Source organism: Paraburkholderia dinghuensis, from assembly GCF_003837865.1.
Classification (GTDB): Bacteria; Pseudomonadota; Gammaproteobacteria; order Burkholderiales; family Burkholderiaceae; genus Paraburkholderia; species Paraburkholderia dinghuensis.
Window position 1 is genome coordinate 332,533 of the sequence record NZ_RQIS01000001.1, and the last position, 14,979, is coordinate 347,511.

The 14,979-nt window shown below is 62.8% G+C and carries 15 protein-coding genes; 4 read left to right on the plus strand and 11 right to left on the minus strand.

What is annotated here, in order from left to right; genetic code table 11:
- Positions 1-78: 78 nt before the first annotated feature.
- The 7 genes from D1Y85_RS01565 to D1Y85_RS01595 form a co-directional block, all read right to left on the minus strand.
- A complete protein-coding gene (locus D1Y85_RS01565) occupies positions 79-795 on the minus strand; it encodes an ABC transporter ATP-binding protein (RefSeq protein ID WP_124149260.1) in 717 nt (238 codons plus the stop codon).
- A complete protein-coding gene (locus D1Y85_RS01570) occupies positions 795-1,571 on the minus strand; it encodes an ABC transporter ATP-binding protein (RefSeq protein WP_124149261.1) in 777 nt (258 codons plus the stop codon). Before D1Y85_RS01570 ends, D1Y85_RS01565 begins: the two co-directional genes overlap by 1 nt.
- Positions 1,572-1,590: 19 nt before the next feature.
- Positions 1,591-2,760, minus strand: coding sequence for an ABC transporter permease subunit (locus tag D1Y85_RS01575; RefSeq protein WP_124149262.1), 1,170 nt, complete (start codon positions 2,758-2,760; stop codon positions 1,591-1,593).
- Positions 2,761-2,776: 16 nt separating this feature from the next.
- Positions 2,777-3,727, minus strand: a complete 951-nt coding sequence (locus tag D1Y85_RS01580; RefSeq protein WP_124149263.1) for a branched-chain amino acid ABC transporter permease — start codon at positions 3,725-3,727, stop codon at positions 2,777-2,779.
- Positions 3,728-3,939: 212 nt separating this feature from the next.
- Positions 3,940-4,239, minus strand: a complete 300-nt coding sequence (locus D1Y85_RS01585; protein ID WP_124149264.1) for a hypothetical protein — start codon at positions 4,237-4,239, stop codon at positions 3,940-3,942.
- A gap of 743 nt (positions 4,240-4,982) precedes the next feature.
- A complete protein-coding gene (gene ispH / locus D1Y85_RS01590; protein ID WP_124149265.1) occupies positions 4,983-5,945 on the minus strand; it encodes a 4-hydroxy-3-methylbut-2-enyl diphosphate reductase in 963 nt (320 codons plus the stop codon).
- Between the two features lie 4 nt (positions 5,946-5,949).
- A complete protein-coding gene (locus D1Y85_RS01595) occupies positions 5,950-6,405 on the minus strand; it encodes an FKBP-type peptidyl-prolyl cis-trans isomerase (RefSeq protein WP_124149266.1) in 456 nt (151 codons plus the stop codon).
- A 186-nt stretch (positions 6,406-6,591) separates the two neighbouring features.
- Between D1Y85_RS01595 and radC the strand changes: the two genes are divergently transcribed.
- The 4 genes from radC (at position 6,592) to nadB (ending at position 9,837) form a co-directional block, all read left to right on the plus strand.
- Positions 6,592-7,365 carry a RadC family protein gene (gene radC / locus D1Y85_RS01600; RefSeq protein ID WP_124149267.1) on the plus strand — a complete coding sequence of 258 codons (774 nt, stop codon included), beginning with the start codon at positions 6,592-6,594 and terminating at the stop codon, positions 7,363-7,365.
- A gap of 260 nt (positions 7,366-7,625) precedes the next feature.
- Positions 7,626-7,859, plus strand: coding sequence for a 50S ribosomal protein L28 (gene rpmB / locus D1Y85_RS01605; protein ID WP_027817503.1), 234 nt, complete (start codon positions 7,626-7,628; stop codon positions 7,857-7,859).
- Between the two features lie 10 nt (positions 7,860-7,869).
- Complete coding sequence (gene rpmG / locus D1Y85_RS01610) at positions 7,870-8,037, plus strand: 50S ribosomal protein L33 (protein WP_027794136.1); 168 nt, start codon at positions 7,870-7,872, stop codon at positions 8,035-8,037.
- 198 nt (positions 8,038-8,235) lie between these two features.
- Complete coding sequence (gene nadB, locus D1Y85_RS01615; RefSeq protein ID WP_124149268.1) at positions 8,236-9,837, plus strand: L-aspartate oxidase; 1,602 nt, start codon at positions 8,236-8,238, stop codon at positions 9,835-9,837.
- An 85-nt stretch (positions 9,838-9,922) separates the two neighbouring features.
- Here the strand turns inward: nadB and nadC are convergent, their stop codons facing one another.
- From nadC to D1Y85_RS01635, 4 genes are all read right to left on the minus strand, one after another.
- On the minus strand, positions 9,923-10,822 hold the full coding sequence (gene nadC / locus D1Y85_RS01620) for a carboxylating nicotinate-nucleotide diphosphorylase (RefSeq protein ID WP_124149269.1): 900 nt from the start codon (positions 10,820-10,822) through the stop codon (positions 9,923-9,925).
- Positions 10,823-11,953 (minus strand): quinolinate synthase NadA, encoded by a 1,131-nt coding sequence (gene nadA, locus D1Y85_RS01625; protein ID WP_124149270.1) that lies wholly within the window; start codon positions 11,951-11,953, stop codon positions 10,823-10,825.
- Positions 11,954-12,188: 235 nt separating this feature from the next.
- Positions 12,189-13,385, minus strand: coding sequence for a DesA family fatty acid desaturase (locus D1Y85_RS01630; protein ID WP_124149271.1), 1,197 nt, complete (start codon positions 13,383-13,385; stop codon positions 12,189-12,191).
- Positions 13,386-13,616: 231 nt separating this feature from the next.
- Positions 13,617-14,945: a mechanosensitive ion channel family protein gene (locus tag D1Y85_RS01635; RefSeq protein WP_425466864.1), complete on the minus strand. Its 1,329-nt coding sequence runs from the start codon at positions 14,943-14,945 to the stop codon at positions 13,617-13,619.
- Between the last annotated feature and the right edge of the window lie 34 nt (positions 14,946-14,979).

Here is a 14,979-nt window from a genome sequence, read left to right on the forward strand (position 1 = left end):
CCAGCCACGCACTTTTGAAAAAAGCCGCATGGGCGCCTGGCCCATGCGGCTTTTTTGTTTGCAGCGTAGAACGATGCTTTATTCGCCGAGGTAAGCGGCACGCACCTTCGGATCGTCGAGCATCTTCTTCGCATCACCTTCCATCGTGACGACACCCGAGTCCATCACGTAGCCGCGGTTCGCCGCCTGCAGCGCGAGACGCGCGTTCTGTTCGACGAGCAGCACCGTGATGCCCTCTTTCGAGATCGTGCGCACGACTTCGAAGATCTTTTCGACCATGATCGGCGAAAGACCCATCGACGGTTCATCGAGCAGGAGAAGCTTCGGCTTGCTGATGATCGCACGCGCCATCGCCAGCATCTGCTGTTCGCCGCCCGAGAGCGTGCCCGCGAGCTGCGTCGCGCGCTCCTTCAGGCGCGGGAAGAAGCCGAACATGCGGTCGACGTCCTTCTTGATACCCTCGACGTCGTTGCGCAGGTACGCGCCCATCTGCATGTTCTCGACGATCGACATGCGCGCGAAAATGCCACGACCCTCCGGCACCATCGCGAGCCCGCGCTTGAGCAGTTCGTGCGCCGGCACGCCCTTGATCGACTTGCCGTCGTATTCGATGTCACCGGCGCTATAGGGCTTGAGGCCCGTAATCGCCTTCATCGTCGTGGTCTTGCCCGCACCGTTCGCGCCAATCAGCGTGACGAGCTCGCCCTGCTTCACTTCGAGGTCGACACCCTTCACGGCCTGAATGCCGCCGTAATTGACCTGCAGGCCCTTGATCTTGAGAATTGCGTTCGCCATCAGTGCACTCCTGCGCCCAGATATGCCTCGATCACCTTCGGATCCTTCTGCACGTCGTGCGGAAGACCTTCGGCGATCACCTTGCCATAGTCGAGCACTGTCATACGGTTGCACAGGCCCATCACCAGTTTCACGTCGTGTTCGATCAGCAGGATCGTCTTGCCGTCCGCGCGGATCTTGTCGAGCAGGCGCGTGAGTTCGACCTTCTCGGTCGCATTCATGCCGGCCGCCGGCTCGTCGAGCGCGAGCAGCTTCGGATCCGTCGCCAGCGCACGCGCGATCTCCAGACGGCGCTGGTGGCCATACGAAAGGTTGCGCGACGTGTAGTCGGCGTACTGCGAAATGCCCACGTATTCGAGCAGTTCCAGCGCGCGCTCCTTGATCTCGCGCTCTTCCTGACGCTCCGAAGGTGTCTGGAACACGGCGCCAAGCAGACCATGCTTCGTGCGCACGTGGCGGCCCACCATCACGTTCTCAAGCGCGGTCATGCCGCCGAAGAGACGGATGTTCTGGAAGGTGCGCGCGATGCCCGCCTTCGCCACCTGATAGACGGCGGTCGGCGTGTACGCCTCGCCGTCGAGCTTGAAGTCGCCCGAATCCGGCGTGTAGAGGCCGGTAATCACGTTGAAGAACGTCGTCTTGCCGGCGCCGTTCGGACCGATCAGGCCGTAGATCGTGCCTTCCTCGATCTGCAGGCCAACGTCCGAGAGCGCCTGCAGGCCGCCGAAGCGCTTGTTCACGCCCTTCACGGACAGGCGGATGGGTTTGTTGCTCATGTCGTTTTCTCCGTGTCCGTTACGCGCGCACCGGCTTCTTGCCTGCACGCTTCGCGATCTTCGCAATGCGGTCCTCATGCTTCGGCGCGGGCCACAGGCCTTCCGAGCGATACAGCATGATGACGACCATCGCGAGGCCGTAGAGCAACTGGCGGATCACTTCGGTATCGACGATCTCGTGGCCGAAGATCGCGTGCTGCAGCGGTCCCATCGTCGAACGCAGGAATTCCGGGAACACGGCGAGCAGCACGGCACCGAGAATCACGCCCGGAATATGGCCCATACCGCCCAGCACGACGCACGCCAGCACCACGACCGATTCCCAGAACGTGAACGATTCCGGCGACACGAAGCCCTGGAACGCACCGAACATCGCGCCCGACAGACCGCCGAACGACGCGCCCATCGCGAACGCCAGCAGCTTGACGTTACGCGTGTTGATGCCCATGGCCTTCGCGGCGATTTCGTCTTCCCGGATCGCGGCCCATGCACGGCCGATGCGCGAGTGTTGCAGCCGCGTGCACACCCAGATCACGAGCAGTGCGCACAACACGAACACGAAGTAGTAGGTATATACGGACGTGAACTGGAAGCCGAACACCGATATCGGCGCCGCGAGGCTAACGCCTCCCACCTGGAGCGGCGCGACGCCGGTGATGCCCTGCGGCCCGTTCGTGATGTTCAGCGGACGGTCGAGGTTGTTCATGAAGATACGAACGATTTCCCCGAAACCGAGCGTCACGATCGCGAGATAGTCGCCGCGCAGACGCAGGGTCGGCGCACCGAGCAGCACGCCGGCGCCGGCGGCCAGCGCCATCGCGACCGGAATCACGATCCAGTACGGCGTATGCATGCCGCCCGGGAACATGGCCCCGATCCACTCGAACTGGTTGGCGAGGTGCGGCGACGTCAGCAATGCGGCCGTGTAGGCGCCGACGGCATAGAACGCGATGTAGCCGAGGTCGAGCAGACCCGCGAAGCCGACCACCACGTTAAGGCCGAGCGCCAGCATCACGTAGAGCATCGCGAAGTCGAGCACCCGCACCCAGTAGTTGCCGCCTGTGGCGCCCACGACGAACGGCAAGGCGATGACGAAGATCGCGGTGACGATGCCCACCGTGAGGGTCTTCGTCATGTTCTTCTCGGGGATGAGCGTCGTCGACGGCTCGATCGGTTGAATTGAAGTCATTTTGCTCTACTCCCTCTTATGCGCGGTCGGCGACACGTTCGCCCAGCAGCCCCGACGGACGGAACACGAGCACGACGATCAGAACGATGAACGCGAATACGTCCTGGTAGTTACTGCCGAACACACCGCCGGTCAGACCGCCGATATAGCCCGCGCCGAGCTGCTCGATGAGACCGAGCAGCACACCGCCAACCATCGCGCCCCCGAGATTGCCGATACCGCCCAGCACCGCGGCTGTAAACGCCTTCATGCCGGGAATGAAACCCATGTAGAAGTGCGCGTTGCCATATTCGGAAGCGATCATCACGCCTGCCAGCGCGGCCAGCGCCGAGCCGATCATGAACGTGGCCGAGATCACGAAGTTCGGATTCACGCCCATCAGGCTCGCGACGTTCGGATTCTCGGCGACGGCGCGCATCGCGCGGCCGAGCCTGGTCTTGTGAACGAGGAGAAGGAGTCCGGCCATCACGAGGAACGCGACGACGATGATGACGATCTCAGTCGGCGAGATCACGGCGCCGACGCCTGTCTCGCTCGGCTTGATCACGTTGATCGGATCGGTGGAGATCAGTTGCGGGAAGGCCAGCGGATTGCGGCCCCAGACGATCATGGCGAGTGTCTGCAACAGGATCGAGACACCGATCGCGGTGATCAGCGGCGCAAGACGCGGCGCGCGGCGCAACGGCCGATACGCAACCTTTTCGATCGTGTACCCGACGACCGAACAGACCGCCGCGGCGATGACCAGCGCGATCGCCAGCGTGGGAATATTCCCGAGACCCGGGAAATGATTCTGCAGCACCGTGACGGCGGAAAGCGCGACCATCGCGCCGACCATCAGGACGTCGCCGTGCGCGAAGTTGATGATGCCCAGAATCCCGTACACCATGGTGTAGCCCAGTGCGATGATGGCGTAGACGCTGCCAAGCACCAGCCCATTCAGGATCTGCTGGATGAAGATATCCATTTATTGCTCCTTAGCCCGTGCGACCGGATTCGCGCTGTTCATCGGCCGGTGGGCGATGGTTCACGAAAACCGCAACGACACTCTCGGGTACTGAAGTAAAAGACCGGTTACGGTTAACCACATCCGGCTCGCATCACCGCTGTGTTGCAGCAGCACACTCGCCGGAAGCGGATGCAAAAACGGCACCGTCGGATGTTTCGGTGCCGTCAGGTTCAACTACCTGTCACCTTCGTGGCGACGTCATGACGGACAGCCTGCTGGCCACTCATGGTTGCGTCGTACGTCGTGACTCCCTTTTTCGGGCCGTCTTCGCTGCCCGCGCCGCCCAAAAACGCCACATCGCTGCACGCGGCTTCGGCGAAACCTGCAGACGTTCCCCACGCCCGCGCCGCGACATCATCGACGATGGCAGCGGCGCGCACTCTGCGATCCGTCAGGAAAATGGGGCTCGCGAGGGTGCGTACAGCAGCAAGTTGCATGCCAATTGGCATGTCAACTCGGACAACGGTCATGCCGGTCCCGTTTGCAGCGCGCGCCAGACTATGACGCGGCCAGCCGGTTTCGCCGTCATGTCCGGAACGCGCATTAGTCCCTACTGGGGACGCTGGCATCATCGATGCTGCGTCCCTACCCGCCCAGGCACTGTCGACGCACCGCACATAACGCGGCGCAACCGCAGTTGCCGAAGACGCGGCATAAGCAAACTCGACTCGCATCAATCAGGTCTCCTGCGCCTTCCGAATTCCACGCCAAAAGGCTGCCAAACCTTCAGGACGCGCGCATTGTAACTCCAATTATGCGACCGGCAATATTGTTGAACCGGCAGGGTTTTCCTGCATTGCAACCGCATTTCGAGATCAATGAGCACGGCGGGTTGCGCCTGCAGTTGCACCTTTTTTGCACATCAGTTGCGCTAAATCTGCTGTCATCCACATCAAGTGTTGCAAACAACGACCGTAAGGCCTTGTCAGACGGTCTTTTGTCTCACAACGTGGAATACACGCAAGCGACCGGTTGCGACGCACCACATTGATGCAAACTGAATTCAATTCGGAGATGAGGCGCCTAAAAATGGGGTCACATTTGAAAATTTAGCCCACTATCGCGCCTGAAAAGGCGAAAAAAGCCGACACGCCGACGCGGTTACCCCGACTCGATCAGTGATAGATCCCCATTTAACGGGATTCAATTCATGGATCGGGCGGTAAAAAAAAGCGCGCCGATGGCGCGCTTTTTCCTGTCTAGCCTCGACGCCTCAGGCCGACATGCCCAGCCCGCGCGGCAACGGAAACGCGATGTTTTCCTCGATGCCGTCCAGCGCACGCACGTTGCGCACACCCAGTTCGTGCAGACGCCGGATGATCTCCTGCGCAAGCGCTTCTGGCGCCGACGCACCGGCCGTCAGACCGATACGGCGCTTGCCCACCAGCCACTGAGGGTCGATCTGAGCGGGCGCATCCACCATATAGGCGGGAATGCCGCGCTTCTCGGCGACTTCGCGCAGCCGGTTCGAGTTCGAGCTGTTCGGGCTGCCGACCACGATCACCACATCGCACTGGGGCGCCATGAACTTCACTGCGTCCTGGCGATTTTGCGTCGCATAGCAGATGTCCTGCTTCTTCGGCTCGCGAATTTCGGGAAAGCGCGCCTTGAGCGCTTCGATGATTTCGGCCGCGTCGTCGACCGAGAGCGTGGTCTGCGTGACGAACGCGACGCGCGCCGGGTCGCGCAACTGCAGCGCGTCGACGTCGGCGGCATCCTCGACGAGATACATGCCCTCCGCCGCCTGCCCCATCGTGCCCTCGACTTCCGGGTGACCCTTGTGGCCGATCATCACGATGTCGAGGCCCTCGTCGCGCATTTTCGCGACCTCGACGTGCACCTTGGTCACGAGCGGGCAGGTTGCGTCATAGACGCGCAGCCCGCGCGACTCGGCATCCGTGCGCACCGCTTTCGATACGCCGTGCGCACTGAAAATGACCGTGCTACCGAACGGCACTTCATCGAGCTGCTCGATGAAGATCGCCCCTTTTTTGCGCAGATCCTCGACAACGTAGGCATTGTGAACGATCTCGTGACGCACGTAGATAGGCGCGCCATGCAACTGGATCGCGCGCTCGACGATCTCGATCGCGCGGTCAACGCCGGCACAGAAACCGCGCGGCTGCGCGAGCAGGATTTCTGCGTCGGCGCTCAGAGACGTGTCCGTGTAACTCATGGGCTTACAGGATTCCGATGATTTTCACTTCAAACGCGACCGCCTGGCCTGCGAGCGGGTGGTTGAAATCGAACAGCGCGGAGGTCTCGTTGACCTCCTTGAGCACGCCGGCAAAGCGGCCGCCGTCGGGTGCGTTGAATTCGACGAGGTCGCCAGGGTTGAAGTCGTCGCCAACCATGCCGTTCTCGCGCAGCGTGGCAAGCGAAACGCGCTGGATCAGGTCTGGATTGCGCTGACCGAACGCAACACCCTGCGCTAGCTGAAAGGTCGAGTGGTGCCCCACCTTCAAGCCCAGCAAAATATCTTCCAGCGGCGGCGCAAGCTGCCCGGCGCCGAGCATCAGCGTGGCCGGCCGCTCGGAAAACGTATTGACGAGTTCGGTGCCGTCGGCAAGCGAGAGCCGATAGTGCAACGTTACGTGGGAGCCGGGGTTCACCTCGGAGATATCGATGATGCTCATGCGGTACTCATTTTCGTCTGGTTGCGCCCCAAGGCGCACGCGCCATGAGGCGCCATCCCGGCTGCGGTGACGCAGCCGCAAAGTCACTATTGTAAGCCACATATCCGGGGCGGTTGGGGCGTGTGTACGAACGGCCGCAGCACGGCCGCTGCACCGCGCATTCCGGGCCGCTCCATGGAGGTCACGATGCTGGAAGCAGCCTGCGCGAAGCCAGAGCGGCGAGGCGAGGAAACCCTGAAGGGTGCGGTTCTCGCCGCACCCGCCGCGAGGCGTCCACGAACCAGCGCCGTGGATGCTGCGGCACGTTATCGCGGTATGCCGCGAGAACGTCTGCGCGCGTTCGGACCGGGTGCGCTCTCCAACGTTGAGTTGCTCGCCTTGCTGCTCGGCGCCGGCTTGCCAGGTCACGATGTCTTCGACGTCGCACGCTCACTGCTTGAGCATTTTGGTTCGCTGCGCGTCATGCTCAACGCACAACGCGAGGAATTCGATGGATTGCGCGGCATCGGTGACGCGAAAGGCGCCAAGCTGCTCGCGGTGTTCGAACTGGCCCGGCGCGCACTTGCCGAGCAACTGGACGACAAACCGCTCGTCGACACGCCCGGCGCCGTAGAAGACTATCTGCGCCTGCAAATCGGCGCTCGCCCCTACGAAGTGTTCGTCTGCCTCTATCTGGATATCCGCCATCGCCTGATCCGCGCCGAAGAAAGCTCCCGCGGCTCGCTCACGCGCATGGTGGTGTATCCTCGCGAAATCGTGAGGCGCGCTCTGATGCTCAACGCCGCGAGCCTGATCGTCGCGCACAACCACCCTTCCGGGGCCGTGCAGCCGAGCGCGAGCGACCGGCGTCTCACGCGGGTGCTGCGCGAGACGCTCACGCTCGTCGAAGTCCAGTTGATCGATCATCTCGTGATCGGCGCGCGCGATACCTACTCGTTTGCCCGCAACGACTGGAACTGACGGGCATTCGCTGCTTTCAGCACCTCCGCACCGCTGTACTGACGCGCAAATTGGGTTTGATTTTTCTGCTCTTTTTCTGCTAGTATCACGGTTTGCCTATTTCCAACCCTGTTCCGAAGCCCTTCAAGGCGTTCCAGGTGGGAAAATGTGCCGGGTTCGAGGTTGTCTCTCATCCATACGTGAGTGTCCCCTTGCCCGCCATGTCTCGCTTGGGAAACTTCAGTGGCCCTCGAACTCAGAATTACCGTAGGAGTGCTCTCATGGCACGAGTATGCCAAGTGACTGGGAAAGCGCCGATGAGCGGCAACAACGTTTCCCACGCGAACAACAAGACCAAGCGTCGTTTTCTCCCGAATCTGCAGAACCGCCGTTTCTGGGTTGAAAGCGAAAACCGTTGGGTGCGTCTGCGCATCTCCAACGCAGGCCTGCGCCTGATCGACAAGAACGGTATCGACTCCGTGCTCGCAGACCTGCGCGCACGCGGCGAAATCTAAGGAGTAAATCATGGCCAAGGGCGTCCGCGACAAAATCAAGCTGGAATCGACCGCAGGTACGGGTCACTTCTACACGACGACGAAGAACAAGCGCAACATGCCGGAAAAGATGTCGATCAAGAAGTTCGACCCGGTTGTGCGCAAGCACGTCGAGTACAAGGAAACCAAGATCAAGTAATCTGATCTGGTTCCGAGTCTGACGAAGACCGAAAACCCCGCTTCCACGCGGGGTTTTTCTTTTTCTGCGACCGGCAAGACACCTTTGTCCATCTGGACTTTCATCCTGCTTTTCCTTCGGTCGCCGTTGGGAGTATGCTTGCCGCTTCGTCGGCCGCACCGCGCGCCGCAGTAGAACAAGAGATGGAGAAGCTGGACCATGAATTTTGATGTTGCGATCGTCGGTAGCGGGCTCGCGGGCTTGAGCGTCGCGCTGAACCTCGCCGATACGCGGCGCGTCGTGGTGATCGCGAAGCGCGCTGCATCCGAGGGTGCGAGCGATCGCGCGCAAGGTGGCATCGCCGCCGTGCTCGACTCGGCCGACAGCGTGGAAAACCATGTCGGCGACACGCTCGTCGCCGGCGGCGGTCTGTGCGACGAAAGCGCGACGCGCTTCATCGTCGAGCATGGCCGCGCGGCCATCGAGTGGCTGATCCGGCAGGACGTGCCGTTCACGAAGGACGCCGCCGCCGAACTGGGCTTTCACCTGACGCGCGAAGGCGGCCACAGCCATCGCCGCATCATTCACGCCGCAGACGCAACGGGCCATGCCGTGTTGCAGACGCTCATCGAGCGCGCACGCACGCACCCGAACATCACGATGCTCGAGGACTATCAGGCGATCGACGTCATCACGTCCGACCGGCTCGGCTTGCCCGGTCGCCGCTGTCACGGCCTTTACGCGCTCGATCTGAAGAACGATCGCACTGTGACGATCCAGGCGGCGCACACCGTCCTCGCGACGGGCGGCGCCGGCAAGGTGTATCTCTACACGACGAACCCCGACACTGCGACCGGCGACGGCATCGCCATGGCCTGGCGCGCCGGCTGCCGCGTGGCGAACATGGAATTCATCCAGTTCCACCCCACCTGTCTTTTCCACCCGCACGCGAAGTCGTTTCTGATCTCCGAGGCCGTGCGCGGCGAGGGCGGCGTGCTGCGCCTGCCCGACGGCACCCGCTTCATGCCCGCGCACGACCCGCGCGCCGAACTCGCGCCGCGCGATATCGTTGCACGCGCGATCGACTTCGAAATCAAGAAGCACGGCATCGACTGCGTGCATCTCGACATCAGCCACCAGCCGCCGGCTTTCCTGGAAGAGCACTTTCCGACGATCCTCGCGCGTTGCCGCGAGTTCGGCATCGACATCACGAAGGAGCCGATTCCCGTCGTGCCGGCCGCGCACTACACCTGCGGCGGAGTCGTGACCGACCTCGCGGGTCGCACCGATCTCGCTGGCCTTTACGCAGTCGGCGAAACGTCGTACACAGGGCTGCACGGCGCGAACCGGCTCGCGAGCAATTCGCTGCTCGAGTGCCTCGTGATCGGCCGCTCGGCGGCGGAAGCGATCGAGGCAGAAGGCTTCGGCGCTTCCGCACACGCGCCGCTGCCCGACTGGGACGAGAGCCGCGTGTCGGACTCCGACGAAGAAGTCGTCGTGGCCCATAACTGGGACGAGCTTCGCCGCCTGATGTGGAACTACGTCGGCATCGTGCGCACCGACAAGCGGCTCGAGCGCGCCCAGCATCGCATCGCCCTCTTGCGCGACGAAATTCTCGAGTACTACGCGAATTTCCGCGTGACGCGCGATCTGCTCGAACTGCGCAATCTCGTCGAAGTCGCATCGCTGATCGTTGAAAGCGCGCGCTCGCGGCGTGAGAGTCGCGGGCTCCACTACAGCCGCGACTGGCCGAATACGCTGCCGAAAGCACTACCGAGCGTTCTCTCGCCCGAGCACGTGCGCAACCGCACGGTCGACTGAGCGCGCCAGCGCCACAAAAACAAAGGGCCGCCTCGCAAGAGGCGGCCCTTTTTGCATTCCAGTCGCGCGCGTGCGCTTGGACCGCTCAGACGATCCGCATTGAAAAGTCGGTGGCGCGCACGTCCTTCGTCAGTGCACCGATTGAAATGCGGTCGACGCCCGTTTCGGCGATCGCGCGCACGGTGTCGAAATTCACGCCGCCCGAGCCTTCCAGCACCGCGCGGCCGGCCGTGAGCCGCACCGCGTCGCACATCGCATCGAGCGCGAAATTGTCGAGCAGGATCGACTTCGCGCCGTGTGCGAGCGCATCGTCGAGTTCGGCGAGCGTCTCCACTTCGATCTGGATCGGCACGCCTGCGTGCAGCGCGAGCGCGGCATCCATCGCGGCACCCACGCCGCCCGCGGCGGCGATGTGGTTCTCCTTGATGAGGATACCGTCATAAAGCGCGAGCCGCTGGTTCGCGCCGCCGCCCACCCGTACCGCGTACTTCTGCGCGAGACGCAGGCCTGGCAGCGTCTTGCGCGTGTCGACGATGCGTGCCTGCGTGTGCACAACCGCGTCCACGTAGCGGCGCGTCGCGCTCGCCACACCCGAAAGCATCTGCAGGAAGTTCATGGCGCTGCGCTCGGCAGTGAGCAGCGCACGCGCCGGGCCGCGCAGCGAGCAAACCGTCGAGTCGGCGCTCATGCGATCACCTTCGCGATAATGCCAGCGCACTTCGATGCGCGGATCGACGCCGCGCATCACGCCATCGAACCACAGCACGCCGCACAGCACCGCTTCCTCGCGCACGATGATGCGCGCGTCGCGCATTTCGTCGGCGGGGACGAGACGGCCCGTCTCATCGCCGGTGCCGACGTCTTCCGCCAGCGCCTCGGCCACGTTGCGCGCGATCGCGACATCGAGCGCCGCACCGTATTGCGCACGCACCTCGGCCAGCAACGGCGACGCCGCCTCAATGCCGATCAGTTCCATCGCACCCATTTACGCCGCCCCCACATTCGAGAAAAGTGCGCCATCGCGCGCGAGGTCGCCGCTTGCCTGCACGCGGCGCTTGTGCTCGGCCGCGAACGCGAGCATGCGGTCGATCGGCAAGCGTGCGCGCTCGCCCAACGCGGCATCGACGAAGATCTCGTTGTGGCCGCGCTCGAGCACATCCGCGAGATTTTCGAGGCCATTCATTGCCATCCACGGGCAGTGTGCGCAGCTCTTGCAGGTGGCGCTGTTGCCGGCCGTTGGGGCCTCGATGAAGGTCTTGCCCGGAGCAGCGAGACGCATCTTATGCAGAATGCCAAGGTCGGTCGCGACGATGAAACGCGTGGCATCGAGCTTTACGGCCGCGTCGATCAGCTGCGTGGTCGAGCCGACCACGTCGGCCAGCGCGACGACGGCCGCCGGCGACTCGGGATGCACGAGCACCTTCGCGTCCGGATACTCGGCGCGCAGCAGATCGAGTTCAATGCCCTTGAACTCGTCGTGCACGAGGCACGAACCCTGCCACATCAACATATCGGCGCCGGTTTTCTCCTGGATATAACCGCCGAGATGACGGTCCGGCGCCCAAAGGATTTTTTCGCCCTTCGCGTGCAGGTGCGCGACGATCTCAAGACCGATCGACGAGGTCACCATCCAGTCCGCGCGCGCCTTCACTGCGGCGCTCGTGTTCGCATAGACGACAACGGTGCGGTCCGGATGCGCGTCGCAGAACGCGGAGAATTCGTCGATGGGGCAGCCGAGGTCGAGCGAACACGTCGCGTCGAGGTCCGGCATCAGGATGCGCTTGTTCGGACTCAGAATCTTCGCGGTCTCGCCCATGAAGCGCACGCCTGCCACGACGAGCGTCTGCGCGTCGTGATCGCGGCCAAAACGCGCCATTTCGAGTGAATCGGCAACGCAACCGCCGGTTTCGTCCGCCAGCTCCTGCAATTCAGGATCGACGTAATAGTGCGCGACGAGCACCGCCTTCTCTCGCTTGAGTAGCGCGCGGATGCGCTCTTTCAATGCAACGCGCTGTGCCGCGGATGGCGCATCGGGCACGCGTGCCCAAGCCTGTCCGACGCTGCAGACGGTGCCCTGCGGGCGGTCATATTCGACCTTCCTGATCACCTGATTCATGATGTCCTCTGTCGACCCTGGTTAGCGCTTTGGCTGTCGGCCGGGACTCAGTGCTTTAGCACTGACTCCGGGCCCATGCAGAGCACTTCCTCTGGTCCCATGCAAGTTCGTTGCTGCCTGCCGCCGGCTGCAGAAAATCCCTGCGAACAGCGCAGGTTTTCGCGGCCCCAAAAGAAAAACCCCGCCAGCGCGGGGTTTTGTGACGTACCTGAATTCTAATGGATTTTCTTACGCCTCATGCATAGCGGCGAAGGCGCGAAGCAAATTCCTGGAGCGCCTGGATACCGCTTTGCTCGGCGCGATGACACCAATCCTGCAGTTGCGTGAGCAGTTGTTCGCGCGAGGCGCTCGAACGCTCCCATATCGCTGCGAGCTCGTTACGCAGTTCGATGAACGTGCGCAGCTTCTGGCTGTCCGCGAAAATCTGCGGAAGCTGACGCTTCTGCGGCTCGTTCAGGGTGGCCTCTTCCTTGTCGAACCACTTGCGCGCGCCGCGCATCAACTGGTACTTCTCGCGGGCACCCGCTTCCTTGAGGTGCGCGAGTTCCTGGCGATACGCCTGCCTCACGGCCTTCGCGTAACGCGCCATCACTTCGTAGCGGTTCGACAGCACGGCCTGCAGCGTTTCCTGGTCGAGCACGAGCTTGCCCTGCGTGAGACGCGGCGACGGCGCGACCTTCTTGACCTTGGCCAGCCCGACCGATTGCATCATCCGGATATACATCCAGCCAATGTCGAACTCGTACCACTTGTTCGAGAATTTCGCGGAAGTCGCGAACGTGTGGTGGTTATTGTGCATTTCCTCGCCACCGATGATGATGCCGATCGGGATCAGGTTCGTGCTGGCGTCCGCGTAATTGAAGTTGCGATAACCCCAGTAGTGACCGAGACCATTGACGACGCCTGCCGCCCAGAACGGAATCCACGCCATCTGAATGGCCCACACGGTCAGGCCGACCGCGCCGAAGAGCGCGACGTCGATCACCATCATGAGACTCACACCGAGGACCGAATACTTCTTGTAGACGTTGCGCTCCATCCAGTCGTCGGGCGTGCCGTGGCCGTACCGGCGCATCGTCTCTTCGTTCTTCGCTTCTGCGCGATACAGCTCCGCGCCCTGGAGCAGCACCTTCCAGATGCCGCGCGTCTGCGGGCTGTGCGGATCTTCTTCGGTTTCGCACTTCGCGTGGTGCTTGCGATGGATCGACGCCCACTGGCCCGTGAGCATGCCGGTGGTCATCCACAGCCAGAAACGGAAGAAGTGACTCGCGATGGGATGCAGGTCGAGCGCACGGTGCGCCTGGCAGCGGTGCAGGTACACGGTCACGCCGACGATCGTGATGTGCGTCACGACGGCGACAAAAAGCAGGATCTGCCACCACGAGAAATGCAGCAGCCCGTGGGCGAGAAAATCGAGCAGGGAATTCAACAAGGTCTATACCCGTGGAACAAGGGAATTCGGCGACTTCGGTTTTGCAGGATCGCCGGAGTCAGGAAAATGAAAGCGTTGGGGACGCCTGGACGGCATTCTACTAGAATCGCTGCAAGTGTTTGTAACAAATAGGAATTCTTTTCTATCCCACCGCGCTCGTCAACGCAGGATTACGCGCATGCGGCGCTATGCTGCACCGTTTTGCTGCGTCATTCCGCCGCATGCGGGCGGCTATATTTGCGCGTCCGGCTTCGGTGCACGAGGTGCCTCCTCCCCGCCGACGATCCGGACCTCGCGCTGTGGAAACGGAATCGAAATGCCGTGTTCCTTGAAGAGGCGCCAGATATTGACGTTCACGGCCGAACGCACGCCCGCCGTGCCCTTGGCCGCATCGGCAATCCAGTAACCCAGTTCGAGGTCGATGCCGTCCGCGCCGAACCCGACGAGATACGGGGTCGGGGCCGGATCGGCCAGCACGCGGTCCACGCCCCCGGTCGCGCGTGCGAGCAGCGGCATCGCGAAATCGAGGTCTGTGTCGTAGGTCACCTGCACCGCCGCCTTCGCGTAGCCGCGCGTCAGGAATGACGACTGGTTCTGCACAACGTCGGTGATGAGCTTTTCGTTCGGGATCAGCGTCTCGACACCGTCGAGGCCCCGCACCACCGTGTAGCGCGTGCGGATCTGCGTGACCTTGCCCGCGAGACTGCCCACGTTGATCGTGTCGCCAAGACGCAGCGAGCGGTCGATCAGGATGATGAAGCCCGACACGTAGTTGCTCGCGATTTTCTGCAGCCCGAAGCCGAGGCCGACGCCGAGCGCGCCGCCGAACACGCCCAGCACCGTGATGTCGATGCCGACAATCGAGAGGCTGAGCAGCACCGCCGCGAACATCAGCAACGCGCGCCCGACGCGCGCGAGCACGACGCGCACGTTGGCGTCGAGGGTGGTGGCGCGCATGAGGCGGTCTTCGAGCGCCGAGCCCGCCCAGATCGCCACGACCATCGTTACACCGACCCACAGCACACCGCTTTCGAGAGAAAGCAGGGTGACGTGCTCGGTGCCGATGCGAAAGCGCACGCTCGCCATCCAGTCAAGCACGTCGTCCTGGATGCCGAGCACGGTCAGCGCCATGGCAACCCAGACGGTCAGCGAGACGACCTTCTCTACGATGGACAGCAACGCGTGCGTTTCACCCTTGCGGCCGAACGCCCGTCGCGCGAGGAAGAACGCGATGTAGATGAGCCCGATGCCGAGGAGCGGCACAAGCGCGAGATTGAGGAGCGACGTGTGGATGAAGTTGCTCGCGATCTCGCGTGCGATCCAGACGCAGCCCGCGCCGATGAGCGGAAACAGGGCCTTGCTGAGACTCTCCGCGCCGAAGGGCAGCGTGCCGTAACGCTTCTGGCGACGCCGTTCGAGGGCGCGCCGCGTGACGCGCGCGAGCACGAAGGCCACGACGAGCGCGGCAACCAGCACGCCCGCCTGCCAGAGCATGACTGGCTGGCCGAAGTCGCGGAATACGCCGCCCAGCATGTGGGACAGCAAACGGTTCTCGATCATGATGCGTGTTCGCGCGCGGCCCGGCGGGCCGCGC

Excerpts from the sequence above, each read along its gene's own strand:
- D1Y85_RS01565 (WP_124149260.1), bottom strand. The coding sequence starts at position 795 with ATGGCGAACGCAATTCTCAAGATCAAGGGCCTGCAGGTCAATTACGGC.
- D1Y85_RS01570 (WP_124149261.1), bottom strand. The coding sequence starts at position 1,571 with ATGAGCAACAAACCCATCCGCCTGTCCGTGAAGGGCGTGAACAAGCGC.
- D1Y85_RS01575 (WP_124149262.1), bottom strand. The coding sequence starts at position 2,760 with ATGACTTCAATTCAACCGATCGAGCCGTCGACGACGCTCATCCCCGAG.
- D1Y85_RS01580 (WP_124149263.1), bottom strand. The coding sequence starts at position 3,727 with ATGGATATCTTCATCCAGCAGATCCTGAATGGGCTGGTGCTTGGCAGC.
- D1Y85_RS01585 (WP_124149264.1), bottom strand. The coding sequence starts at position 4,239 with ATGACCGTTGTCCGAGTTGACATGCCAATTGGCATGCAACTTGCTGCT.
- ispH (WP_124149265.1), bottom strand. The coding sequence starts at position 5,945 with ATGAGTTACACGGACACGTCTCTGAGCGCCGACGCAGAAATCCTGCTC.
- D1Y85_RS01595 (WP_124149266.1), bottom strand. The coding sequence starts at position 6,405 with ATGAGCATCATCGATATCTCCGAGGTGAACCCCGGCTCCCACGTAACG.
- radC (WP_124149267.1), top strand. The coding sequence starts at position 6,592 with ATGCTGGAAGCAGCCTGCGCGAAGCCAGAGCGGCGAGGCGAGGAAACC.
- rpmB (WP_027817503.1), top strand. The coding sequence starts at position 7,626 with ATGGCACGAGTATGCCAAGTGACTGGGAAAGCGCCGATGAGCGGCAAC.
- rpmG (WP_027794136.1), top strand. The coding sequence starts at position 7,870 with ATGGCCAAGGGCGTCCGCGACAAAATCAAGCTGGAATCGACCGCAGGT.
- nadB (WP_124149268.1), top strand. The coding sequence starts at position 8,236 with ATGAATTTTGATGTTGCGATCGTCGGTAGCGGGCTCGCGGGCTTGAGC.
- nadC (WP_124149269.1), bottom strand. The coding sequence starts at position 10,822 with ATGGGTGCGATGGAACTGATCGGCATTGAGGCGGCGTCGCCGTTGCTG.
- nadA (WP_124149270.1), bottom strand. The coding sequence starts at position 11,953 with ATGAATCAGGTGATCAGGAAGGTCGAATATGACCGCCCGCAGGGCACC.
- D1Y85_RS01635 (WP_425466864.1), bottom strand. The coding sequence starts at position 14,945 with ATGATCGAGAACCGTTTGCTGTCCCACATGCTGGGCGGCGTATTCCGC.